The 24,255-nt window shown below is 72.7% G+C and carries 17 protein-coding genes; 9 read left to right on the forward strand and 8 right to left on the reverse strand.

All coding sequences use genetic code 11. From position 1 onward, the window contains the following. Positions 1-71 precede the first annotated feature (71 nt). A complete protein-coding gene (locus ACFQSB_RS25000; protein WP_380829416.1) occupies positions 72-1,445 on the reverse strand; it encodes an MFS transporter in 1,374 nt (457 codons plus the stop codon). A 656-nt stretch (positions 1,446-2,101) separates the two neighbouring features. Continuing rightward, positions 2,102-2,611 (reverse strand): TetR/AcrR family transcriptional regulator, encoded by a 510-nt coding sequence (locus ACFQSB_RS25005; RefSeq protein WP_380829417.1) that lies wholly within the window; start codon positions 2,609-2,611, stop codon positions 2,102-2,104. Between the two features lie 60 nt (positions 2,612-2,671). Between ACFQSB_RS25005 and ACFQSB_RS25010 the strand changes: the two genes are divergently transcribed. Then, positions 2,672-3,832 (forward strand): cysteine desulfurase family protein, encoded by a 1,161-nt coding sequence (locus tag ACFQSB_RS25010; RefSeq protein WP_380829418.1) that lies wholly within the window; start codon positions 2,672-2,674, stop codon positions 3,830-3,832. 55 nt (positions 3,833-3,887) lie between these two features. Here the strand turns inward: ACFQSB_RS25010 and ACFQSB_RS25015 are convergent, their stop codons facing one another. After that, positions 3,888-4,304 (reverse strand): DUF2871 domain-containing protein, encoded by a 417-nt coding sequence (locus tag ACFQSB_RS25015; protein ID WP_354847246.1) that lies wholly within the window; start codon positions 4,302-4,304, stop codon positions 3,888-3,890. A 172-nt stretch (positions 4,305-4,476) separates the two neighbouring features. Further along, entirely contained in the window at positions 4,477-5,694 is a 1,218-nt protein-coding gene (locus ACFQSB_RS25020) for a serine hydrolase domain-containing protein (protein ID WP_380829419.1), read from the reverse strand. 332 nt (positions 5,695-6,026) lie between these two features. Here ACFQSB_RS25020 and ACFQSB_RS25025 point away from each other — a divergent pair, with 332 nt between their 5' ends. Then, a complete protein-coding gene (locus ACFQSB_RS25025; protein ID WP_380829420.1) occupies positions 6,027-6,860 on the forward strand; it encodes a CPBP family intramembrane glutamic endopeptidase in 834 nt (277 codons plus the stop codon). A 125-nt stretch (positions 6,861-6,985) separates the two neighbouring features. Here the strand turns inward: ACFQSB_RS25025 and rplK are convergent, their stop codons facing one another. Beyond that, positions 6,986-7,411 carry a 50S ribosomal protein L11 gene (gene rplK / locus ACFQSB_RS25030; RefSeq protein ID WP_380829421.1) on the reverse strand — a complete coding sequence of 142 codons (426 nt, stop codon included), beginning with the start codon at positions 7,409-7,411 and terminating at the stop codon, positions 6,986-6,988. Between the two features lie 75 nt (positions 7,412-7,486). Between rplK and ACFQSB_RS25035 the strand changes: the two genes are divergently transcribed. Further along, positions 7,487-8,434: a MerR family transcriptional regulator gene (locus ACFQSB_RS25035; protein ID WP_380829422.1), complete on the forward strand. Its 948-nt coding sequence runs from the start codon at positions 7,487-7,489 to the stop codon at positions 8,432-8,434. A 23-nt stretch (positions 8,435-8,457) separates the two neighbouring features. Here ACFQSB_RS25035 and ACFQSB_RS25040 read toward each other — a convergent pair whose 3' ends face one another. Further along, complete coding sequence (locus ACFQSB_RS25040) at positions 8,458-9,501, reverse strand: DUF695 domain-containing protein (RefSeq protein WP_380829423.1); 1,044 nt, start codon at positions 9,499-9,501, stop codon at positions 8,458-8,460. Positions 9,502-9,684: 183 nt separating this feature from the next. On the opposite strand from ACFQSB_RS25040, the gene mnmA reads away from it, so the two are divergent. Then, entirely contained in the window at positions 9,685-10,755 is a 1,071-nt protein-coding gene (gene mnmA, locus ACFQSB_RS25045; protein ID WP_380829424.1) for a tRNA 2-thiouridine(34) synthase MnmA, read from the forward strand. An 18-nt stretch (positions 10,756-10,773) separates the two neighbouring features. On the opposite strand, the gene ACFQSB_RS25050 is transcribed toward mnmA, so the two are convergent. Beyond that, positions 10,774-11,409, reverse strand: coding sequence for an MBL fold metallo-hydrolase (locus ACFQSB_RS25050; protein ID WP_380829426.1), 636 nt, complete (start codon positions 11,407-11,409; stop codon positions 10,774-10,776). 116 nt (positions 11,410-11,525) lie between these two features. On the opposite strand from ACFQSB_RS25050, the gene ACFQSB_RS25055 reads away from it, so the two are divergent. From ACFQSB_RS25055 to ligA, 3 genes are all read left to right on the forward strand, one after another. Beyond that, positions 11,526-12,536: a methionine synthase gene (locus tag ACFQSB_RS25055; protein WP_380829427.1), complete on the forward strand. Its 1,011-nt coding sequence runs from the start codon at positions 11,526-11,528 to the stop codon at positions 12,534-12,536. A 224-nt stretch (positions 12,537-12,760) separates the two neighbouring features. Further along, on the forward strand, positions 12,761-13,291 hold the full coding sequence (locus tag ACFQSB_RS25060; protein WP_380829428.1) for a hypothetical protein: 531 nt from the start codon (positions 12,761-12,763) through the stop codon (positions 13,289-13,291). A gap of 217 nt (positions 13,292-13,508) precedes the next feature. After that, the gene (ligA, locus tag ACFQSB_RS25065) at positions 13,509-15,821 is read left to right on the forward strand and encodes an NAD-dependent DNA ligase LigA (protein WP_380829429.1); all 2,313 of its coding nucleotides are present in this window, start codon (positions 13,509-13,511) and stop codon (positions 15,819-15,821) included. A gap of 316 nt (positions 15,822-16,137) precedes the next feature. On the opposite strand, the gene ACFQSB_RS25070 is transcribed toward ligA, so the two are convergent. Beyond that, on the reverse strand, positions 16,138-17,247 hold the full coding sequence (locus tag ACFQSB_RS25070) for a LuxR C-terminal-related transcriptional regulator (protein ID WP_380829430.1): 1,110 nt from the start codon (positions 17,245-17,247) through the stop codon (positions 16,138-16,140). 304 nt (positions 17,248-17,551) lie between these two features. On the opposite strand from ACFQSB_RS25070, the gene ACFQSB_RS25075 reads away from it, so the two are divergent. Both ACFQSB_RS25075 and ACFQSB_RS25080 read left to right on the forward strand, forming a co-directional pair. Next, positions 17,552-21,598: a S8 family serine peptidase gene (locus tag ACFQSB_RS25075; RefSeq protein ID WP_380829431.1), complete on the forward strand. Its 4,047-nt coding sequence runs from the start codon at positions 17,552-17,554 to the stop codon at positions 21,596-21,598. Between the two features lie 465 nt (positions 21,599-22,063). Then, positions 22,064-24,130, forward strand: a complete 2,067-nt coding sequence (locus ACFQSB_RS25080) for a putative bifunctional diguanylate cyclase/phosphodiesterase (RefSeq protein WP_380829432.1) — start codon at positions 22,064-22,066, stop codon at positions 24,128-24,130. Positions 24,131-24,255 lie beyond the last annotated feature (125 nt).

The raw sequence follows: 24,255 nt of genomic DNA on the forward strand, positions 1-24,255 counted from the left end.
CACCCTCCCGGCGAGTCCGAACCTGACGCCCACCGCTCTTGTGGTTTTGAGAGGGCGGTGGGCGTTCGGTGTCAGGCGACCAGGTCCAGGGGCTCGGGTTCGGGCGTGCGCTTGGGGGCCGCGGCGCGCAGGGCGGAGGGCCGGGGCTCGGCGGTGGTGGCGGCGTCCCGGAGGGAGCGGGTGCGGGGCAGGAAGCGGGCCGCCACCGCGATCGAGACGCCGAGGACGGCGGCGACGCCGAGGGCGAAGCGCAGTGTCATGGCGTGGGACAGGAAGCCGATCACGACCGGGCCGAGGAGCAGGCCGGCGTACCCCATCGCGCCGGTCTGGGCGATCGCGGGACCGGGGGTGGGAGTGGCGGTGCCCGCGAGCGAGAGCGCGATCGGGGAGATCGCGGCGACGCTGATCCCGACGAGCGCCATCCCGGCGACGGCGACCACCGGTGAGGAGGTCGTGATCACCACCGTGAAGGCGGCGGCCGTGCCGAGGCCGGAGGCGGTGATCAGGCGACGGGCGCCGAGGTTCGCGCGCAGCCGGTCGCCGATGATCCGGGCGATCAGCATGCCCGCCTCGAAGATCGGGTAGCCGAGGGCGGCGACGGCCTCGGGCGCGCCGATGACGTTCCGCAGGAACAGTCCGTTCCAGTCGGCGACCGCGCCCTCGACCATGAACGCGCCGAACGCGATCGCGCCGAGCAGGTAGACCACCCGGGGCATCCGCGTCCGGGCCGCCCTGCCACGGCCGGAGGCGGCGGAGCCCTGGGAGTCGGCGGGGCGCGTGGAGCTCTGGGGGTCGGCGGGGCGTGCGGAGCTCTGGGAGCCGGCGGAGGGCGTGGAGCTCCGGGCGGCGGTGGACTTGGCGGGGGACTGCCGGTCCGCCGGGACGGCTCCGTCCGGGAGGAAGCCGCGGCTGAGCAGGTAGGCCATCGGCGCCGAGACGATCGCCACGGCGAGCAGGTTGGCGGTGAAGGAAACCCCGAAGAAGATCGCGAGGGTGCCGAGCAGGCCGGCCGACCCGGCGCCCACGCACCATCCGGCATGCATGCCGTTCATCAGCGGGCGCCCGTACGCCTGCTCGACCGCGGAGCCCTGCGCGTTCATCGCGACGTCCACCGCGCCGAAGGCCATGCCGAACAGCGCGGTCGCGGCGACCAGCCACGGCAGGGAGGGCGCGAAGGCCACCCCGGCGAGCGTCGCCGCGGTGAGCGGGGCTCCGGCGCGCAGGACGGCACGGCTGCCCACCCGTGCCATCACGCCCCGCATGGACTGCATGGTCACCAGGGCCCCGAGCCCCCATGCGAGGAGGGCGACGCCGACCGAGGCCTCGGATATGCCGAGTTTCTCGGCCAGCGCGGGGATGCGCACGGTGAACGTGCCGCACATCAGGCCGGCCAGAACGAAGGTGAGGATCGCCCGCACGCGGGCCACCCTCAGAACGGGGGTCAACACAAGTTCCTTTCACGTTGGTGTCCACAGGTGTGGACGGGGCGCGCGGACGAGCGCCGGTCGCGGCCTCAGGCACGGCGGTCGACGCCGAGGGGGGCAGGAGACGGGGCAGGACGGACGTCCGCGATCGAAGGGACGCCGGCGGGCGGAAGCGCGCCGGCGACCGAATGCATGGCGTTGGTCGAAGCGCGGCGACCTCACGGATGGATGCCGGTGGGTCGAAGCGCGGTGACCGGACGGATGGCGCCCAACTCAGAGAGCGGGCCGGACGGATAGCGCCCAGGTAAGAGCGCGGGAACGAACGGATGGCGTTGGGGCCGCAGCGCGGTGACCGCACAGATGGCGACAGGTCGGCGCGGTGAGCGGACGGACGCTGACAGGTCGGGGCGCGGCGACCGGATGGTGGTCGGTGGATCGAAGCGCCGCGGCGGCCGAAGTCCGGCAGGGTCGGAGCGCGGTGGGGGTTCCCATGCCGTCAGGAGGGAGCGTCGGATGCGGAGCCGAGACAGGGGGACGGGCATGCTGAAGGGCCCATGTCCGGCGGTCGGCCGGGAAGGGCGCTTACAGGCTGACGGGCGCCCTCACAGGCTCACAGGCTGACGGGCTGCCTCACAGGCTGACGGGCTCCTGCGCGTGTCGCGAGCGGCGTGGCCCGATCATAAGGGCGACAGCAGGGCCAGCAGGCGCCGGTGCAGTTCCTCGTACTGGGCCTCGTCGTAGATGCCGGGGTCGTGGGTCGCCACGTCCCACAGCCCTTCGCAGGTGAGGCGGACGATCTGCGCCGACATCGGGTCCGCCTCGGTCTGCATGCCCTCGCGGTGCCAGCGGCACATGGCCTCGCGCAGCGGGGCCAGCAACTGCGGGTCGCCGGCGGCGCCGGTGACCACCGCCCAGCGCCGCAGGCGCCCGGTGCGGATGGCCGCCAGGGTGGCCGCCAGGTAGGACCGGGTGTAGGAGGCCTGGCCCTGGGCGGCGACCAGTTCGTCGAAATCGGCGATGAGGCGCTCGATCAGGGCCTTGATCAGGGCTTCTTTGGTGGCGAAATGGTACAGAAGACCGCCCTTGCTCACGCCGGCCCGCTCTGCCACGGCCGACAGCGTGAGGCACCCGGCCCCCTGGTCGGCCAGCAGGTCTTCCGCCGCGTTCAAAAGCTCGTCTTTCCGCACGCCCGTTACTATACCGGCTGGACGGTACAGTGCGCGAACTGGGTTACGCTGGAGTACGCCATGGCTTACCTAGACCACGCGGCGACCACGCCGATGCTTCCTGAGGCCGTCGATGCGATGACGGCGCAGCTCGCCCGCGTCGGCAACGCCTCGTCCCTCCACGCGGCGGGCCGCCGCACCCGCAGGGTCGTCGAGGAGTCGCGCGAGGCCATCGCCGGCGCGCTCGGCGCGCGGCCCAGCGAGGTCGTGTTCACCTCCGGGGGCACCGAGGCCGACAACCTCGCCATCAAGGGCCTGTTCTGGGCGCGCCGCGCCTCCCACGGCGCCGACCGCCTGCTGATCAGCGCCGTCGAGCACCACGCCGCCCTCGACCCCGCCCACTGGCTGGCCGAGCACCAGGGCGCCTCCGTGGAGCCGCTCGCGGTCGACGAGTACGGCCGCGTCCACCCCGGCACCTTGCGCGCCGCCATCGAGCGGGCGCCTGAACGGGTGGCCCTGGTCAGCGTGATGTGGGCCAACAACGAGGTCGGCACCGTCCAGCCGATCCAGGAGCTGGCGGCGATCGCCCACGAGTACGGCATCCCGTTCCACACCGACGCCGTCCAGGCGGTGGGACAGTTGCCGGTGTCGTTCTCCGCGTCCGGCGTGGACGCGATGACCATCTCGGGGCACAAGGTCGGCGGCCCGGTCGGCTCCGGCGCCCTGCTGCTCGCCCGTGGCGTGGACCCGGTGCCCGTGCTCCACGGCGGCGGCCAGGAGCGCGACGTCCGCTCCGGCACGCTGGACGCCCCGTCGATCACCGGTTTCGCGACCGCCGTGCGGGTCGCCGTCGAGCGGCGGGAGGCCGAGGCCGCCCGGCTGCGCGCCCTGCGCGACGAGCTGATCGCCCGCGTCCGCGCGGCGGTGCCGGACGTGGTGCTCAACGGGCACCCCGACGAGCGCCTGCCGGGCAACGCCCACTTCTCCTTCCCGGGGTGTGAGGGTGACGCGCTGCTGATGCTGCTGGACGCCAAGGGAGTCGAGTGCTCGACCGGCTCGGCCTGCTCCGCCGGGGTCGCCCAGCCCTCCCACGTGCTGCTCGCCATGGGCGCCGACGCCGTACGGGCGCGCGGTTCGCTGCGCTTCTCCCTGGGCCACACCTCCACAGCCGCCGACGTGGAAGAGCTGGCCCAGGTCATCGCCCCCGCCGTCGAACGCGCCCGCCGCGCCGGCCTGACCTGACACTTCCTGCCGGTCCGTCCGCCCGCCCGGGGCTGTACGCCGCCCGGGCGGGTGATCAGCTCGTGCCGCTCGTCGCGGGGATCCGCTTGCCCAGGTTGACGAAGAAGAGGATCAGGCCCACGGTCAGCACGATGTGCCCCAGTCCGGCGATGCCGGAGATCGCCGCGCTGGTCTTGGCGCCGAGGACCGTCTGGGTGCCGTGGATGATCATCATGAGGACGGTCAGCGCGAGACCCGCGTTGTAGACCCAGAAGGACCAGTTGAACAGCTTGCTCGCCGACAGGGTGAACAACTTCTCAAGTGCCAGCACGACGAGGTAGAAGAGCATTCCGAGGGCGAGCAGGTGGGTGTGCACCACCCCGAGTTGGGTGTCGCCGGTGAAGTCGTTCATCTTCGTGAGTTCGCGGTAGTACAGGCCGCTGACCACGCCGAGGATCATGTAGGTGTGTGCCGCGTAGTAGAGCTTTTTCATGATTGCGACCTCAGGGGAGTCGGTGCGGGGATGGGCGGCCGGAACGCCGGACGGCGGCCACGGAGACCGGCGTGGTTCGTCGGCCACCGAGGCTGGCGTCGTTCCGGCTGGTACTGCTAAGAGGCATTGCCGAGGAGCTCCGGCGCGTGAGCGAGCGCCGGTGCCGCCCGGGTCAGAGGTACTTGGGGAACAGGTCGCCGGTCGGCCACGTGCCGACGCCGTTCCAGGCGGTGTTCATCCGGGAGCTGAGCACGTCGTAGTCCGGAGTGCCGGTCTCCTCGCGCTGGTCGAAGACGGCGGCATAGGTGAAGCCCTGCTGCAGCCGGGCCAGGTAGGTGTAGGTGCCGGGCAGGCTGCCGTTGTGCCAGGTGTTGAGGTGGCCGGTCACCTGGCGCACGTACCAGCCGCACCCGTACCAGGAGCCGTCCGCGCTGACGCCGATCTCCGGCTTGGCGAACGCCCGGCTGATCGAGGTGGCGTTCAGCACCGGTCCGGCGGCGTCGAAGATCCGAGCCCACCTGACCAGGTCGACCGCCGAGGCCAGCCAGCCGCCGTTGGCGGCATGGTTTCCCATGTTGAAGCCGCCGTACGGCGCGGGCACGACGGCTCCCGAGTCGTCCAGGACGGTCTTGGAGGTGTACTGCGAGTAGTACGGCACCTCGCCCGCCGCGGCCTGCGACCTCAGGCCGCGGCCGAGCCGCATCCGGGTGACGCCGGCGGGGGCGAGCAGCTTCTGCTTCACGTACGACTCGTAGCTCTGCCCCGAGACCTTCTCGACGACCAGGCCGAGCAGCAGGTAGCCGTAGTTGCTGTAGGCCATCCGGGCGCCCGGGGCGAAGTCCAGCGGCCGGCCGCCGGCGTAGGCGACGATGTCGCTCTTGCCGACCGGTAGCGGCATGCCGAGCTTGGCGGCGATGGTCCGATCGGCCATCAGGTAGTCGCCGGAGATGTCGCGGTCCCAGCCGCCGGTGTGCTGCATCAGGCGCCACAGGGTGACGTTCTTCAGCCGCGGGTCGGTCGTGGTCGGCAGGCCGAGCAGGTCGGCCACCTTCGCTCCGAGCGACACCTTGCCGTCCTGGGCCAGCCGCAGGACCGCCGCGGCGGTGATGTTCTTGCTGAGGCTCGCGATCCGGAACAGCGAGGTCGGCTGCACGGCAGGGACGGCCGTGTCGCTGCTGTAGCGGTATCCCCGGGCCAGGACGAGCTTGCCGTTCTTGACCGCGGCGAGCTGGGCGCAGGGGATGTTCCGCTCTTTGATGTAGGTCTTCATCACGGTGTCGAGGGCGGCCAGCTGCGAGGGCGCGGTGCCTGTGGCCGTCACGGTGGGCGCGCCCGCCGCGTACGCCGGCGATCCGGACAGCGCGATCGCGGGCATCAGCCCGGCGCCCACCTTGAACACTTCACGCCGACTGAGCGCCACTTTCGTCCCCCAAGTACCTTTAGTAACTTTTGCGCGATCTTATCGATCAAGTACGCGCGGAAGCAGGTACTTCGGCAACTCGGGCGGCGTGATCGCCGATCGCCCGGGTGCTCCCCGGGCGTACGGAGGGTTCCGAGGGTTCCGACGACTCTGCGTCGCCGGAGGACGGACGGCCGGTCGGCTTGTCCCCCGTGCGAGCTACGGGGAGGTGTCCACTGGGCGGTGACGATTCCGGGGCCGCGAATCCATAGCGTTCTAGGCACGCGCGGCGCCGGGCCGCGGGAAACCCACAAGGAGTCGTCGTGCGTCTGTTGAAGCAACTGGGAGCCGTCGCGGTGGTGGCCTTCCTCGGCAGCCTGCTGGTGGGCGCGGTGCAGGGGGTCCCCGTGCTCGCGCTGATCACCGGCGTCGCGACGGCCCTGCTCGCCCTGCTGACGTACGCGAAGGTGGTGCGGTGGACCGAGCACCGCGACGCCGTGGAGGTGGCCAGGGAGGGAGCCGCCGCCTCGCTCGGCCGGGGATTGCTGATCGGTGCGGCGATGTTCACGGCGGTCATCCTGCTGATCGCCCTGTTCGGGGGCTACCGGGTGAACGGCTGGGGTTCGGTCGGCGGCGCGGTGACGCTGATCGGCGTCACGGCCGCCGCGGCCGTGACGGAGGAGGTGATGTTCCGCGGCGTGCTGTTCCGGATCATCGAGGAGCGCCTCGGCACCTGGGGGGCGCTCGTCCTGACCGGCCTGGTGTTCGGCCTGATGCACATCATCAACCCGCACGCCACCCTGTGGGGGGCGCTCGCCATCGGCATCGAGGCCGGCTGGATGCTCGCCGCGGCCTACGCCGCCACCCGCACGCTCTGGCTGCCGATCGGCCTGCACTTCGCCTGGAACTACACCGAGGCCGGGATCTTCGGCACCGACGTCTCGGGCAAGACCGGCTCGGAGGGGCTGCTGGACGGTCTGACGTCGGGCCCGGCGGCGCTGACCGGCGGCGACTTCGGCCCCGAGGCGAGCCTGGTGACGGTGGCCGCCGGCCTGCTGGTGACCTGGTTGTTCATCCGCCTGGCCCGCAAGCGCGGCACCATCGTCCCCCGCCGCCGCCTCGCCCCGGCCGAGCCCGGCCCCACCCCCGCCCAGTGACCGGTATCGGGTCCCGGCCGGCGGGCACCACCGCGTGAGTGTGCGGGTGCGTCGCGGAGTTCGGCCCCGCCGGGCTTGGGCGGTGCGGTGGGGGGTCGACGGTCGTGGACGGCGGGCGTTGGCGGTCACTCCTTGACCTGGAGGCCCATGGAGCGGGCGGTGCCGGTGATGATCTTTTCGGCCTGGTCGAGGTCGGTGGTGTTGAGGTCGGGGAGCTTCACGCGGGCTACCTCGCGGAGCTGGTCGCGGGTGATGGCGGCGGCGGTCTGGTGTCCGGGGCGGGGGCTGCCGCCGTCCAGGCCCGCCGCTCTGCGCAGGAGCGAGGCGGTGGTGGGCATCTTGGTGACCAGGTCGAACGACCTGTCCTCGTACACGGTCACCTCGGCGGGCACCACGAATCCGCGCTGGGACTCGGTCGCGGCGTTGTAGCGCCGGCAGAAGTCCATCAGGTTGATCCCCAGCGGGCCGAGGTCCTTGCCGACGGTCGCCGGCCCCGCCTCACCCGCTCTGAGCTGGATCTTCACGACTCTGGTGATCTTGTTCTTCGCCATGCCGGAAACGGTAAAGTGTCCAGTAACTGGAGACTCAACGGGATTTTCGCCCGCAGGACACGACGGAGCCGAGCCATGGAGCCCCGACACGACGGCTACACCATCGGGCAGGTCGCCCGGCTGTCCGGCCTGCCGGTGAAGACCATCCGCTTCTACTCCGACGTCGGTGTCCTGCCCGAGCGCGAGCGCACGGCCGCCGGGTACCGCCTGTACGGCGAGGAGGACCTGGCCAGGCTCGAGCTCATCCGCACCCTCCGCGACGTCGGCGTCGACCTGGCGACGATCCGCGACCTGGGCGAGCGCGACCTGCGTCAGGTGCTCGCCCTCCAGCTCCGCACCGTGGAGACCCAGCTCAAGGCGCTCCAGCGCACCCGGGCCGTCCTGCGGGCGACCCTGGAGCGCGGCGAGCCCTCCGAGACCGACCTGCGCCGGCTGAACACGCTCGGCCGCCTCGGAGCCGCCGAGCGCGAGGCGCTGATGGACGCCTTCGTCGGCGAGGTCGGCGGCGGCAGCCGCGCCCGCGAGCAATGGCTCACCGGGCTGCGCGAGGCCATGGTGCCCGACCTGCCGTCCGAGCCGACCATCGAACAACTCGACGCGTGGCTGGAACTGGCCGAACTGCTCTCGGACGAGGACTACCGGGCCGTCCTGCGGCGGGACGACACCGGCTTCTGGGAGCGGCGCGACCGGTCCGGGGGCGAGCGGTTCGAGAGCTGGTGCCGAGCCAACGAGGAGATCGCCGAAACCGTCCTCGCGGCCGTCGAGAAGGGCGTGGAACCGGAGTCCGCCGAGGCGGGAGTGGTGCTCGCCCGGGTCGTGATCCTGCTGAGCGGGATGCACGGCGCGGCGGGCGACGGGCCGGAGTTCCGCAGTTCGCTGTCACGCGGGTACGAGGAGCACGACCCGCGCGCCGTCCGCCACTGGCAACTGGTCGCCACGATCCAGGGCACCCCCTGGCCACACCCGCAGACCATCGCCCACGACTGGATAGCCAAGGCTCTGCGCGCCCACCCGGCCCCCTGACGCCGGCCGGGCCCACCGAGGCGTCAGCTCAGGAAGGGGGAGATGGCGATCCAGCCGGGGTCCTCGGCGATGGCGAGGTCGGGGCGGCCCTCGTGCCAGGTGGAGACGAGCTTGTCGACCTGCGCGGGGACCTCGGCGGCGGGGTCGGCGTAGACGTGCAGCACCCGGGAGCCCTGCGCGCTCACGTGCACGACCAGCAGGGCCGCGTCGCCGAGCCGGTCGAGAAGGGCCGCGAGGCGCTCCTCGAACTCGCGGAGCGCCGCCGCCGACCCGCCGTCCGGCAGGCCGTCCTCGTCGGACTCGGCGTACGGCAGCGTGATCGCGATGTGCTGGTCGAGCAGCGGATGGTCGACCGGGCGCAGAGGATGGCGGGCGGCGGCGATCAGGCGTGCCCCGTCGCCGGTCTGGCCCTCCAGCAGGGCCCACTGCTCCTGCTCGAACTCCGAGGCCAGGTCGGCCACCACGGCCGGCAGGTGGACGGCGGCCACGGCGTCGATGGGCTGGAACGTGGCGGCGGTGATGTCGCCCACCCAGCGGGCGACCTCGTCCTCGCCGAGCAGCCAGTCGAGGGCCAGCAGCGCGGCCTCCATGCGCGTCTCGTCGCCGAGGTCGGGGAACAGCGGGTGGAAGGCGGCGATGTCGATGCGCGTGGCGCCGTTGGGCACCCGCAGCCCGAGCACCAGCTCGCCCAGCGCGAACTCGCGGCCCGCCACCTCCAAGGTGAGCGCGGCGGCGTCCGCGCGGGCCGGGCGCGAGGGCAGGAACTCCCACAGCGCGTCCGTCGGCGGCGCGGCGAGCGCCCAGCGGTGCGCCAGCGGGCGCAGCTCGGGGTCGCCGCCCGAGGAGACGATCAGCGCGTGCAGCGCGGCGCGGCCCGGGGTGATGTCCCACGTCAGCTCGGGACTCAGCGCGGCGACCGCCGGGCCGACCTCGGCGGCGAGGGCCTCGCGGTCGCCCGCGTCCAGCAGCGTCTCGACCTTCGGCCGCGCATCGGCCCACCACGCCCAGAAGCCGGTGATCGCCTCGGCAGGCCCACCCGGCTCCTTCTTGCGCCCGAACAGTCCCATGGCCCTGGATCCTCCCAGGTGTACGCCCTGAACGCGAACGTGAGCCCTCATCCAAGATCCGCACAGCCCCGCCTCGCCACCCCGCGACCCCCACCCCCGCCACCCGGCCTCGGGCGTGGGGAGGGGGTGAAGTGGGCGGCGGCAGCCGTTCGGGGCCGGGGGGCGGGTAACCTCGGGGGTGTTATGAGTCTTCGTGTGCTTGCCGCCATGTCCGGCGGCGTCGACTCCGCGGTGGCGGCCGCCCGCATCGCCGAGGCCGGCCATGACGTGACGGGCGTCCACCTCGCTCTGTCGGCCAACCCGCAGTCCTACCGCACCGGCGCGCGAGGCTGCTGCACGCTGGAGGACGCCCGGGACGCCCGGCGCGCCGCCGACGTGATCGGCATCCCCTTCTACGTCTGGGACATGGCCGAGCGGTTCCACCGCGACGTCGTGGAGGACTTCGTCAGCGAGTACGCCGCCGGGCGCACGCCCAACCCGTGCCTGCGCTGCAACGAGAAGATCAAGTTCGAGGCCGTGCTCGACCGCGCGCTCGCGCTCGGGTTCGACGCGGTCGCGACGGGTCACCATGCCCGCTTGTCCGACGGTGCGCTGCGCCGCAGTGTCGACTCCGGCAAGGACCAGTCGTACGTGCTGGCCGTCCTCACCCGCGAGCAGCTCTCGCACGCCATCTTCCCGCTGGGCGGCTCCACCAAGGCCGAGGTCCGCGAGGAGGCCGCCGCCCGCGGTCTCACGGTGGCCGACAAGCCCGACAGCCACGACATCTGCTTCATCGCCGACGGCGACACCCGGGGCTTCCTGGCCGAGCGGCTGGGCGCCGAGACCGGCCCGATCGTCGACGAGTCCGGCGCCGTCCTCGGCACCCACGCCGGCGCGTACGGCTTCACCGTCGGCCAGCGCAAGGGCCTGCACCTCGACCGGCCGACGCCCGACGGCCGCCCGCGCTACGTGCTGTCGATCGAGCCGGTGTCCAACACGGTGACGGTCGGCCCCCGCTCCTCGCTGGCGGTCACCTCGATCGACGCCGAGCGCCCGGTCTGGAACGGCCCGATCGCCGCGCCGCACGAGCCGCTGGCCTGCCAGGTGCAGCTCCGTGCTCACGGCGAGGTGTACGGCTGCCGCGCCCAGGTGTCCGGCGACGCCCTGCACATCGAGCTGGACGCTCCCGCGACCGGCGTGGCCGCGGGCCAGGCGGCCGTCCTCTACGACGGCGACACCGTCCTCGGCTCGGCCACCATCGCCTCGTCCTGCTGACCGCCTCCGCCTCCGGGGTCAGCCGGGCAGGTCGACGCTCTCGCCGGTCGCGAGGCGGCGGAAGTCCGCCTCCTGGGCCTGGGCCCGGCGGGAGAGGATGTTGTCCACCAGCATGAGACCGATGTCGTTGTAGAGGCCGTCGTGGATGGAGTACGCCCGCCGCGGCGCGACCTCCCGCAGGTAGTCCACCATTTCCATGGCCTTCAGCCACGGGCCGCTGGTCGGGGTGAGCAGGGTGCCGACGGGCCTGCCGGGCAGCGTGAAGGCGTCCCCGGGGTGGAAGACCTCGTCGTCGACGAGGAAGCCGACGTTCTGCACGACGGGCATGTCGAAGGCGATGCGCGCGTGCTCGCGGCCGAGGACCCCAACCGAGAATCCGGCGGCCGTGAAGGAGTCGCCCTCGCCGACGACGTTCACCTTCGCGCTCAGCCCTTCGAGCTGCTGGGCGGCGGCGGCGCAGGTCCAGATCCGCACGTCGGGGCGCAGGGCCGCCAGACGCTTGGCGTCCAGGTGGTCGAAGTGCTCGTGCGTGATGAGGACGGCGTCGGCTCCGTCGAGCGCCGACTCCTCGGTGAGGCCGCCGGGGTCGATGACCAGCGTCGAGCCGTCCTTCTCCAGGCGGACGCACGCGTGACCGTGCTTGGTGAGCTTCATCCCTCCATCATGGACCTGCCCGATCAGCGGTCCGGAAGCGCGCCCACCGCTCTTTCTGACGATCTCTCGGCTCCGATGAGTCCACGGCCTTCGCGCAGTCCCTAAGCTTGCGCGGTGTGAGCGAGTTTCCGTGGGATGCGGCGAGCGCGACGGGCGTCGGGTCCCACCCCGGCGAAGACCACGTCGAGACGCTGCGCATGGTGTTCGGCGAGCTTCCCGGCCTGCCGTACCTGCCTGAGCTGCCCGGCCGCGGCGTGGGCGCCGACATGATCGGGCGCACGGCGTCGCTGCTGGTCGACATGCCGGTCGAGGTCCGCCCGTCCGGATGGCGCGTCGCCGACCGCCCGGGCCGCGACATGCGCAGGGCCAGGGATCATCTGACCCGTGACCTGGACGCCCTGGAAGAGGTCGCGCTGGGCTTCGAGGGCCGCCTGAAGATCCAGGTGTGCGGGCCGTGGACGCTCGCGGCCGCCGTGGAACTGCGCCACGGGGACAAGATCCTCGCCGACCCGGGGGCCGTGCGCGATCTGTCGGAGTCGCTGGCCGAGGGGCTGGCGCTTCATCTGGACGACGTCCGCAGGCGGGTGCCGGGGGCCGAGGTTCTGGTGCAGGTGGACGAGCCCGGCCTGCCGGCCGTTCTCGCGGGCACCGTGCCGACCGCCTCGGGCTTCGGGCGGCTGGCCGCCGTCGAGGGCCCGGTCGCCGCCGACCGGCTGGGCGTGGTCCTGCCCGCCGAGACCTTCACGATCGTGCACTGCTGCGCGCCCGGGGTGCCGCTGGAGGTGCTGCGCACCGCCGGGGCCCGGGGGATCTCCCTGGACGCGAGCCTGCTGCGGCGCCGCGACGAGGACCGCATCGGCGAGGCGATCGAGGCCGGCACGGCGCTGTTCCTCGGCGTGGTCCCGGGCGCCGACGTCCGGTTGCCGGACGTCGGCGTCGTCGCCAAACCGGCGCTGGAACTGTGGGGACGGCTCGGCTTCACCCCCGCGCGACTCGCCGAGCAGGTGGTCCTCACGCCGGCGTGCGGCTTGGCCGGAGCCTCTCCCGCCTACGCCCGCGCCGCCCTGGCCCGCTGCCGGGAGGCGGCCCGCGTCCTGCGCGAGGACCCCGAGGAAGAGCGCGGCTGACCTGCGGCGGCAGGAGCCCGGCCGCCACGGGGGCCCGCGTTCCGGTTCGTGCGAGTGGCCGCCCGAACGGCATTCTGCGGCCGGCTCCTGGAAGGGGGCTCGTGCGAGGTGGACGCCGGAACAGCGGGGACAGCCGGTCGCAAGTGGGGGCAAGTCCGGTGCAAGCGGCGCCGTCTATCTCTTGGTGGGCAATGACCAGCGCCACACGCAAGAGAAGGAACGACATGCGTAGCGGACTTCACGTACTGCTCGGGCTCACCGCCGGCGCGACCCTGGGACTCGGGCTCTGCGCCGCTCCGGCCTCCGCGGCAGGTCAGGGGATCGCCTCGGCTCGGGCCACCTCCGCTCAGGCCACGTCAGCTCAAGCCACCTCGGCGGAGGCCGGGGTTCAGGGGACGGCCGAGGGTCGCAGCGCGGCGGCGGAGAAGTGGTCGTGGGGGCCGACGACCTCCACCGACGCCAAGGGGTGGGCCAAGGGCGAGATCCGCACCACCAAATCCGGCCTGCGGATCACCGGGAACCTGTACGACGCGGGCGGCGCGCGCACGTGCTCATGGCTGAAGATCAAGTGGCTGACCGGCCAGGGCGGGTACCGCACCGCGACGGTCAAGAACTGCTCGCGGTCGGCGCCGCGCGCCTTCCGCGTCGACGCGGGACACATGCTGAGCTCCTTGGCGAAGGTCTGCCGGGGCACCGCCACCCGCGTCACCGGCAAGTGCTCCCACTGGGAAGGCGTCTGGGCCCAGGGCGGCTGAGCCACGCGGCACATGGCGGATGGAGAGCCGCGTTCGGTGGAGGTGCGCGGTCATCGCATCAGGGGGCTGGCAGGGGAGTCCATTTCGTGGGGAAATGTCGGTGGTGGGTGGCATGGTAGGAGTAATGATTCCCCTGGTAGGACGTCTGTGCGAGGGCGCGAGCACTCTTCGTAGCCCGTAGCGTTCTCCTTGGGGCTGAACGATGAGGGGAGACGGCATGGCTGCCGAGGTCGAGGGCGTGCCCGTGGGCGCACTGGAGCGCCACGCCGAGCTGGCCGAGCTGGCCGAGGAGGCCAACTGGCGCTACTACGTGCTCGACACGCCGACCGTGAGCGACGGCGAGTACGACGCGTGGATGCGCGAGCTGCGCGAGCTGGAGGAGGCGCACCTCTCCCTGCGCACGCCCGACTCCCCGACGCAGAAGGTCGGCGCCCCCATCTCCTCCGACTTCACCCCGGTCCAGCACCCGCGGCGGCTGGAGAGCCTGGACAACGCCTTCAACGACGCCGACCTCGCGGGCTGGCAGGCCAGGGCCGAACGGCTGCTGGAGGCCGATCCCGGCCCCTACCTGTGCGAACTGAAGATCGACGGCCTGGCCATCGACCTGGTGTACGAGAAGGGCCGGCTGGTGCGCGGCGCGACCCGGGGCGACGGCCGGGTGGGCGACGACGTCACCGCCAACGTCCGGACGATCAAGAACATCCCGCACCGCCTCACCGGGGACGGCATCCCCGACCGGTTGGAGGTCCGGGGCGAGGTCTACCTCTCGGTCGAGGGCTTCCACAAGCTGAACGAGCAGCTCGTCGCGGCGGGCAAGCCGCCGTTCGCCAACCCGCGCAACTCCGGCGCCGGCTCGCTGCGGCAGAAGGACCCGCGCATCACCGCGCAGCGCGACCTGTCCATGATCTGCCACGGCGTCGGCGTCTGGGAGGGCGGCTCCCCCCGCCCGGAGGCCCAGTCGGCGATCTACGAGCGGCTCGGCGCGTTCGGGCTGCCGGTCGCCGACACCTACAAGGTCGTCGAGAGCCTCACCGAGATCAACGACTTCATCGAGTACTACCGGGAGCATCGCCACGACCCGGTGTACGAGATCGACGGCGTGGTGGTCAAGGTCGACCGCATCGAGGCGCAGCGCCAGCTCGGCTCCACCTCCCGCGCCCCCCGGTGGGCGATCGCGTTCAAGTACCCGCCCGAAGAGGTCAACACCAAGCTGCTGGACATCCAGGTCGGCGTGGGACGCACCGGCAGGGTCACGCCGTACGGGGTGATGAAGCCGGTGGTCGTCGCCGGGTCCACCGTCGAGCGGGCCACGCTGCACAACGCCTCCGAGGTCGCGCGCAAGGGCGTGCTCATCGGCGACACCGTGGTGCTGCGCAAGGCGGGCGACGTCATCCCCGAGATCGTGGGCCCCGTGGCCGCCCTGCGTGACGGCGGCGAGCGCGAGTTCGTCATGCCCACCCACTGCCCCGAGTGCGGCACCGAGCTGCGGCGGATGAAGGAGGCGGACGTCGACATCCGCTGCCCCAACGCCCAGTCCTGCCCGGCGCAGCTGCGCGAGCGCATCTTCTTCGCCGCCGGCCGCGGGGCCTTCGACATCGAGGGCCTGGGGTACGTCGCCGCGACCGCGCTCACCGCCCCGCTGCCGCCGCAGGAGCCGCCGGTGCGCACCGAGGCCGACCTGTTCGACCTGACCATCGAGCGCCTGCTGCCGATCAAGTCGGTCGTCCGCGACCAGGACACCGGCCTGCCCAAGACCGACCCCGAGACCGGCGAGCCGAAGATCGTCACCTTCTTCGCCAACATGAACGGCGAGCCGAGCAAGAACGCCGAGCACATGCTGTCCCAGCTCCAGGTCGCCAAGGACCGGCCGCTGTGGCGGGTGCTGGTCGCGCTGTCCATCCGGCACGTCGGCCCGACGGCGGCGCAGGCCCTGGCCGCGGCGTTCCTGTCCCTCGAGCGCATCTTCGGCGCCTCGGAGGAGGAGCTCGCCGCCGTCGAGGGCGTCGGCCCGACCATCGCCGCCTCCATCCAGGAGTGGTACGCCGAAGACTGGCACCGCGAGATCGTCGTGCGCTGGAAGGCGGCGGGCGTCCGCATGGAGGACGAGCCCCCGGCGGTCGAGGGCCCGCAGACCCTCGCCGGTCTCACCCTGGTGGTCACCGGCACGCTGGCCGGATACAGCCGGGACGAGGCGGGGGAGGCCATCCAGGCGCGCGGCGGCAAGGTGACCAGCTCGGTCTCCAAGAAGACCGACTTCCTGGTCGCCGGAGAGAACGCCGGCTCCAAGTACGACAAGGCCGCCAAACTGGGTGTCCAGATCCTGGACGAGGCGGCCTTCGAGACCCTCCTCGCCCAGGGCCCCGACGCCGTCCGTCCCCCGAAAGAGCCGGACACCGGCTCCGAAGCCCCCGCCGACACCGGCTTCGAAGCCCCCGCCGACGCCGACCAGGCCACTGCCGACGCCATCGCCGACGCTGACGCCGACGAGATCGTTCCCGCCGTCGAGGCCGTGGAGACGGCCGGCGCCTAGGTGTACTCGGTCACCAACCTGGTGACCGAGTACACCTAGGCGCCGTCCACGAACGTTCACCGGCTCGGGCGCCGTAGCAGGCGCCGGCATCGCCGTACCACGACCCGCCGACCCGGCGCCGATCACTGCAGCCCGTGGCCGGGGATGGAGAGCCGCGCCCGGTGAACGTATGTGGTCACCGCTCCGGGTGTGGCCGGGGGTGGGGAGCCGTGCTCGGTGAACGTATGTGGTCACCGCTCCGGGTGTGGCCGGGGGTGGGGAGCCGTGCTCGGTGAACGTATGTGGTCACCGCACTGGCACGGTGGCCGTTCGCCGGTCAGGTGTCCTGGCCGGGGTGGAGCCAGCCGCGGTCGCGGGCGAGGAGGGCGATCTGGAAGCGTGTCCTCGCCCCCAGCGTCTTGGCGGCGTCGCTGATGTGCTTCTGGACCGTCCGGCGGCTCAGGTGAAGCACCCGCGCGACCGCCTCGTCCTTCATCCCCGCCGACAGCAGGAGCAGGATCTCGCGGGTCCGCTCGTCCGGGCCGCCCAGGGCGGAGGCCCGGACGGCCGCCCGGTCGGCCGCAGGGGAGGTTCGGTCGTCCGGGGCGGGAGGGCGGGGGTGCGGGCTGAGGGCAACCGGGACGGCGCGGTGCCAGATGTTCTCGAACAGGGCGGTCAGCACCTCCAGCAGCGGCGGCGAGTGCACCACGAGCGAACCGCCGGCCGGGTCGGCCCCGCCCAGAGGCATGATCGCCGCGGTGCGGTCGAAGACCGCCAGCTTCATCGGCACGTCCGGGGCCAGCCGCAGTTCCCCTCCCCGGGAGGTGCCGCGCAGCGCGGTCTCCAGTGACACCGCGTCGGTGAACCCGTCGCTGTCGTAGACCGACCGCAGCCTGACCTCCTCCCCCCAGACCGGCTCGGCCACCGGCCCGGGACGTCCCTCCCCATCGCGGGGGACGGGGACAGAGGTCACGTAGGGCGGCTTGGCCAGGTGCAGCACCTCCTCGCGGGCGGTCCTGAGCAGGTGCGCGTAGCGGGTCGCGACCTCGGCGGGGGTCGTAAGGACCTCGAACAGGTCGGAGTCGACGTAGCGGTGCGCCGCGGCCCGGTAGAGCTCGTGCAGCCGTTCCATGTACAGCTCCGCGCGGGCCAGGTCCTGACGTCTGCGGGCCAGCAGCGACCCGAGCGAGGAGCGCGGCGGGCTCGCGCGCCAGCGCGAGGGCGGCCCCTCCACGCCGGCCCCGGCCGGTGTGCCGTCGACGCGCACCGCCAGCAGGTCGGCCTCCAGGGACGCCAGGGTGAGGCGGGTGTCCTCGGCCGTCGCGCCGACCGCCGCCGCGACGGTCCTCTCACCGGAGTCCGGATGGCCGACCAGGTATTCGAGAACCTGCCCGGCCAGGGGCGTCAGGCCGGTGCCGGCCCAGGACGCGCCGGGGGACGGGTCCATCGGGTCACTCCTCGAAGCGTGCGCGTGGCGTCGATCGTACGACCCGCCGCCCCTCTCCCCGAATCCGCCTCCGACCGAACCGACCTGAGGGCCGTCTGGTGCGCGGGAGCGCGGCGGCGGTGATGGTCAGACTGGTCCCGTCTCCGTGGAAGGCGGTCCACGGGTTGGGCGTCTCACATGGGCAGTTGCGCTAAGTGGCAGGTGCAAGGGCTTGCTCAGGGGTGGGAGCGCCGCCAGGGTGATCATGTCGATTGGTGCAAAAGCGACATTTTACCTGGTAGTAACACCCCCCGAAGGGACGAGAATGTCCGCAGGTTTCAGGCGCGTCTCAGCCGCCACAGCGGCCGCCGCGTTGCTGGCCACCGCGTTGCTGGCGTCAGGCACGCCCGTCGCGCTGGCCGAGGAGGGGCCCGGGACGGACGGTGCGGCGCACTCCGTCACGCTGGCCGACGGGTCGGTCGTCCGCTGGACCGACGACGGCACCGGCAGCCTCACCGACAAGGCGGGCAGGACCCGGGTCTTCCCGGTGCCGCAGAACCCCGGCCGCACCGGCTTGGGCGTGCCGCTCACCCCGACCGCCGCCGGCCTGCAGCGCCGCGCCGACGCCGCCCGGCTGACCCCCTACACCGTGGGCGCGCCGTCCGGCCTGGCGACCTCCGCGGTGCGCCCGCGCGCCATGAACTACGGCGCGGTGGCCATCCCCGGCGCCGCCCTGTCCGCGCTCGGCCACCCCGCCGCGCGGTCCGCGACCCCGAAGGCGACCCCGGACGCGACCCCGGACGTGACGCCCGACGCGAGCCCGGACGCGACGCCGGGCCCGGACGCGGCTCCGTACGCGGATCCGGGCGCGGCTCCGACCGCGGCGGCGCCGAGTGCCGTGCCTGCCAACGAGGGGCTGACGACCTCGTTCCAGTCGTATCTGAACGCCGGTGGCGTCAACGCGGTCGGCGCCTTCCAGCACTTCGCGACCTACCTGCACGCGCTGCCCGGCAAGGGGCAGATCATCACGAACGTATCCCTGGGCGACCTCACCGACCAGGCGATGGCCGACGCGGGCGACGACTACGTGCGCGCCTACGGCCCGACGTCCGTCGTCAAGGACGGGCAGCGCTACCTCGACTACCCCTCGCTCCCGCTGATCCCCGCCTACACGGCCGACAACGACGGCCGTCTCGACCCGACCGGCGCGATCGAGGGCCAGGACCCCTACCTCGGCGAGGTCCTCATGGACTTCAGCATGATGGCGCCCCTGCCGCACGACCGGCAGCGCCCCGAGGCGACCGGCAGCGGGCCGACCGACCTGCTCGGCATCGCGCCCGGCGCCGACTACCGCCTGGTCATCCCGCAGGAGCCCTCCAGCAGGGGCATCGACGCGGCCCTTCGCGCGGCGGCGGCCCAGCGCCCGCGGCCGACCGTGATCACCGCCAGTCTGGGCTTCGGCACCGACGGGTCCATCGGCTTCCCCTCCCGCTGGCTGGAGGAGGACCCGCAGATCCGCCGGACCCTGCGGGAGATCGTGGACTCGGGCATCGTCGTGGTCGTCTCCTCCAACGACGGCACGCGCCTGGGCCTGCCCGTCTCGATCGGCCCGGACGGCGGCAGCACCCCGACCGAGGTCACCCGCAGCGCCTCCGCGCAGACGACGCTCGACGACGTCGCCGCGACCGGCACTCCCACGCTCGTGCGCGACACCGGCGTGATCTCGGCGGGCGGCACCACGGTCGACGACACCCTCACCTCGGCGGACGTCCGCACCGCCACCTACCCGACGACGCGGTACAACGGCGCGGCGAGCTACTCTTCCGGGTTCGGCAGCCGGGTGGACCTGGCGGCGCCCGGCGACAACCTGCCGACGCTGTTCCATTCCCCCGACGGGCCGCAGGTCACGCTGAACGGCGGCACGTCCGCCTCCGCGCCGATGATCGCCGCGGCGGCGGCGAACGTCCTGTCGGCGGCGCGGGCCACCGGCCAGAAGCTCAGCCCGCGGGAGGTCCGCGACCTGCTCATCTCCACCGGCCGCCCGGTGGCCCAGCCGCCGCAGGCCGACCAGGAGCTGCACGTGGGGCCGCAGCTTGACGTGACCGCCGCCGTGGAGAAGGTGCTCGGCGGATCTCACCGCATCCCCACCGCCGCGCTGCGCCTGTCCGTCGCGCACCGGCAGCTCATCGCCACGGACGTCACCTCCTCCTTCGTCGAGGCCACCGACCCCGCCCACCTGGACCTGACCGGCCCGGCGGACTTCTGGGGCGAGTCGTCCGGCCAGAACGCGACCTCGCCGATCACCTTCGGGCTCGACATGACCGGCGGCGACGCCGATCTGACCTACCGGCTGCGCGTCGGTGACCGTGGGCGGATCGCCGCCGCCGGGCCGAGCCTGCGGGTGCTCCCGGAGGAGCTTCTCGCCGCGGCGGGGCTGCCGGTGGCCGCCGACGGCGAGCGGACCGTGCCGGTGGTGTTCGAGGCGCTGCGCCACGGCAAGCCCGTCGCCGCCGTCTCGCGGAGCCTCACCTTCTCCGCCTCCGACGGCACCCGCACGGGCGCGCCCGCGCCGGTCGTGCCGGGATCGGTCGCCCTGGGCAAGCCCCTGACCGTGCAGTACGACCTGTCCCGCACCCGCGACCTGTCCGACGCCACGCTGGTGCTGTCCTCCGTCGGCCACTGGACGCCCCTGTCCACGACCGACAAGTTCCGCGCCCACTGGAGCACCCCGCTCGCCGGGCGCAAGGGCTCGGTGACGATCCCCGCCTCGGCCTTCGCGGCCGGCGGCGCCGGGATCTACGGCGTCGGCGTCAGCCTGAACGGCGGCGCCGTGTGGGGCGACTTCCGCGCGGTGCGCGTCGGCGAGGGCGCGGACCAGCGCCCGCAGGCGCCCCTGCTGACCGGCGGCGACGGCGAGCAGGGCCACTCGGCCCTGGTCACGCTGGCCGCGCCGAAGCTCAAGGTGTCCTGGGACGTCAAGGACGTGCGCGGCGCCGACGGCGCGGCCGTGGAGTTCCTCACCCCCGGCCCGACCTTGTACGGGTCGCTGAACACCGCGACCAACCAGAACGGCAGCGGCCCGGACGACAACGGCGTCGACCACGCCTCCACGCTGGTGCGGGCGCTGCCGTCCGCCAAGGGCACCACGGTGCTGGACCTGAACGCCCTGCGCCTGACCACCGGCACGCAGTACCCGGTGCGCGTGCTGGCGACCCGGGGCGGCCGTCCGGTCGGCCAGGCGTCCCCGACGTCGTTCCTGGAGTACCGCGACGGCGAACCGGTCACGGGGGCGCTGGAGAACTTCGAGGTCACCGGCCGGACGGCGCTCATCGCCACCGACGAGTTCGCCGAGGGCGACGACGGCGGGACCCATGTGAGGACCTCGGCCACGACGCCGTACTCGCTCATCGACGGCAAGCTCGGTGCGCCGCTGCTGAGCGAGTCCGGCGGCACGCAGACGCAGTCGGTCGTGGGCTCGGACCCGGCGACCGGCCACACGCTGATCGCCCGCAGGCCGTTCGACGCCGCGGCGGCGCCGCAGCTCGACGTGCGCGACACCGCGACCGGCAAGCGCGTTCTCGCGACCACGCTCCAGGACGACACCCACGGTGAGATGACCCTCCTGGAGGGCGGCGCCGTGGACCGGGTGCGCCACCGGGCGGCCGTGACGACCTTCGACGCCCGGTCGGGCCTGGCCGAGCTGTGGCCGGTGGACATGGCGACGGGGAAGGTGGGCACGCCCATCCCGCTGAACCCGGCGAACCTCGGACGCACCTTCCGCAGCGTGTCGATGGACGCGGCCACCGGCGCCGTCTTCGCCGCCACCTCCGGCACGCAGGGTCCCTGCCTCAACACGCGGGTGCCGTTCTGGACGGTCCGGGCGGACCTGGACGCCCGCACGGTCACGCCGATCACCGACGCGCCGCGATGCACCGCCGGGTTCTACCCCGACGGCAAGGGCGCCAAGGTGTACATGCTCGCCGGCGCCTCGACGCCCGACCGCGGGCAGTTCCCGACGAGCACCTGGACGGTCGCCGACCAGGCCACGCTCACCGGCCCGGCGCCCGCGGACCTCGGCACCCACGGCCCGGCGTGGGCGGCGCTGGACGACCTCAACCATGTCGCGGTGATCGCGCACCTGTACGAGGCGGGCACGACCGGGGACAACAACGCCCTGAGCGAGATCACCGTCATCGAGCCGGACACCGGGAAGGTCCTGGCACGGCACCCGGTGGTGAACCTGGTCAACTCGACCATCGCCACGTCGAACATCAGCCCGGACAGCAGGCAGGGGCTGTACCTGGACCCGGCGAGCCGGACCGGGTACGTGGTCAACCCCTGGGCCGACGGGCTGCAGCGCTTCCGGTACTGACGCCGCGCCGCGGGCGCGCGCGTCCGTCCAGGGCCGGCCGGCCAGGCCATACGGCACGGCCCGACCAGCGAACCCGTCCGGCCGAGCCTGGAGAGGGTCCGCTTCCCGAAGGCCCGTCACCGCACCGGTGGCGGGCCTTCGCCCATTGTCGCCGGCGCCCGTACTCGGAGGGTGACATCTCCTGCGGAAGTTCGGCGGTCGGTCCGGGGAGGACCGACGGGGGGATCGGACCGGTTCCCGCCGGTCGGCGGCCGGACGATCTCCGCTGCATGACGGCATCGATCCTGGAAAAATACCCCTAGAAGATTATTTCATTAAGTTTCAGTCATCCGGCATCCATGCCGCGGACGAAGCAGAACCGTTGTATGCCGGAAATAACCGGTAACGGAACGTGCCCAACCGGTTTCGCGAAGTGGCCCAGAGGTCGTACCCTCCCATAGTGACCTCTTGGGGGTTTACTTGCTTATGACGGATCCATCCGACACGAGGGACACGCCGCCGCGTCCCTTCTCCCCGCTGTGGACCTACCTCACGGGGGTCGTCGCCACGGGCCTGGCGGCGCTGCTCACCGCCGAGATCAGGCTCGGCCTCGGCGATCTCGCCGACCTGGCGCGAACCTCGCTGTTCTGGGTGCTCATCGTCCTGGTCGTGCTCGGAGAGCTCCGGCCGATCGTGGTCTCCTCCTCGCGCCTGGCCGGGGGCACGGCCACCTCGACGCTGTTCACCTTCGCCCTGCTGCTCTACCACGGGCTGTCGGTGGCCGTGCTGATCCACGCCCTGGCGCTGGTCGTCAGCGGCCTGGTCCACCGCAGGGCCTGGCACCGGGTGCTGTTCAACGTCTCCCAGGTGACCCTGGCCACGACGGGGGCGGCCGTGGTGCTCGCCGCGTTCGGCCACCATCCCCACCCGGCGGCGCCCTGGGTGCCGGAGGGCACCGACATCGCCGCGGTCGCGCTCGCGGCGGTGGCGTACTTCGTGGTGCGCGGGCTGCTGGTCTGCGGAGCGGTGGCGCTGCACGAGCGCCGGTCGCTGCCGCGGGTGATCCGCACGAGCATCGGCCACCAGAGCCTGGTCTACGCCGCGCTCCTCGGGCTCGCCCCGCTGGTCGTCGTCGTCATGAGCCGCTCCCCGGCGCTGACCCCGCTGTTCGTCGCGCCCCTCGCCGCCCTGTACTTCACCGCCTCGCTGTCGGTGCGCCGCGACCACCAGGCCATGCACGACGGGCTGACGTCCCTGCCCAACCGCAAGCTGCTGATCGTGCGCACCGAGGAGGCGCTGGCCGAGGCCCGCGAGGACGTCCGGGTCGGCCTGCTGCTGCTCGACCTCGACCGGTTCAAGGAGGTCAACGACACCCTCGGTCACCCGGTCGGCGACCGGCTGCTGCAGATCGTCGCGCACCGCCTCACCCACAGCGTGCGGCCGGGCGACGTCGTCGCGCGGCTCGGCGGGGACGAGTTCGCCGTGCTCCTGCCGACGGTCCGCGACGCCACGGCCGCTCGCGAGGTGGCGGCGCGGCTGCGGGTGGCGCTCACCGAACCGGTCCGGCTGGAGGGCATGACCTTCGACCTGGACGCCTCGATCGGCATCGCGCTGTACCCCGACCACGCCCCCGACTTCGAGCTGCTGCTGCAGCGCTCCGACGTCGCGATGTACTTCGCCAAGGAGGGCCGCACCGGCGTCGAGGTCTACCTGGCCGAGAAGGACCGCAACTCGCCCGAGCGGCTGAACCTGCTCGGCGACCTGCGCCGCGCCATCGGCCGCGGCGAGCTGGAGCTGCATTACCAGCCCAAGGTCGGCCTCGCCTCGGGCATGGTGGAGGGCGTCGAGGCGCTGCTGCGGTGGTGGCATCCCGAGCGCGGCCCGATCCTGCCCGACGACTTCATCCCGCTGGCCGAGCAGTCGTACCTGATGCGGCAGATCACCCAGTACGTCATCGACACCGCGATGGAGCAGGCGGCCCACTGGTGGCACGCGGGCATCCAGGTGCCCGTGTCGGTCAACGTGTCGGCACGCGACCTGCTCGACGCGACCCTGCCCGACCTGATCGGGGCCGGACTCGACCGCCTGGGCCTGCCGCCGCGCGCCATCCAGCTCGAGGTGACCGAGCGCATTCTGATGACCGACCAGGCCTACACCGCCGACTCGGTGCACGCCCTGGTGGAGCTCGGCATCCCGCTGGCCCTGGACGACTTCGGCACCGGGTACTCCTCGCTGGTGCGCCTCCAGCGGCTGCCGGTGTGCGAGGTCAAGATCGACGGCTCGTTCGTGCAGCGGCTCGGCAAGACCGTGGACGACGAGCGCATCGTCCGCTCGATCGTCGACCTGGTGCGCTCGCTCGGGCTGCGGTCGGTGGCCGAGGGCGTCGAGAGCGACGAGGTGGCCCAGCGCCTGCAGGACATGGGCTGCGACGCCGCCCAGGGGTGGCGGTTCGCCGAGCCGATGCCGGCGGGGGAGATGACCGACTGGCTGGGCGAGCGGGTGGGCGCGCCGTCCTACGGCCGCTGCGGCACGCGCGGGGTCACGGCCCTGTAGGGCCCGGGGCCGCCGGACCGGTGATCACCGGCGGTCATGGCCCGGAGAACCATGCTTAATGGTTCGGCCACGTTCGGTCACGCGCCCTAGGATGACACTGTCCGATTGCCATCCATGAAACGGGT

Source organism: Sphaerisporangium rhizosphaerae, assembly GCF_042665155.1.
Lineage (GTDB): Bacteria > Actinomycetota > Actinomycetes > Streptosporangiales > Streptosporangiaceae > Sphaerisporangium > Sphaerisporangium rhizosphaerae.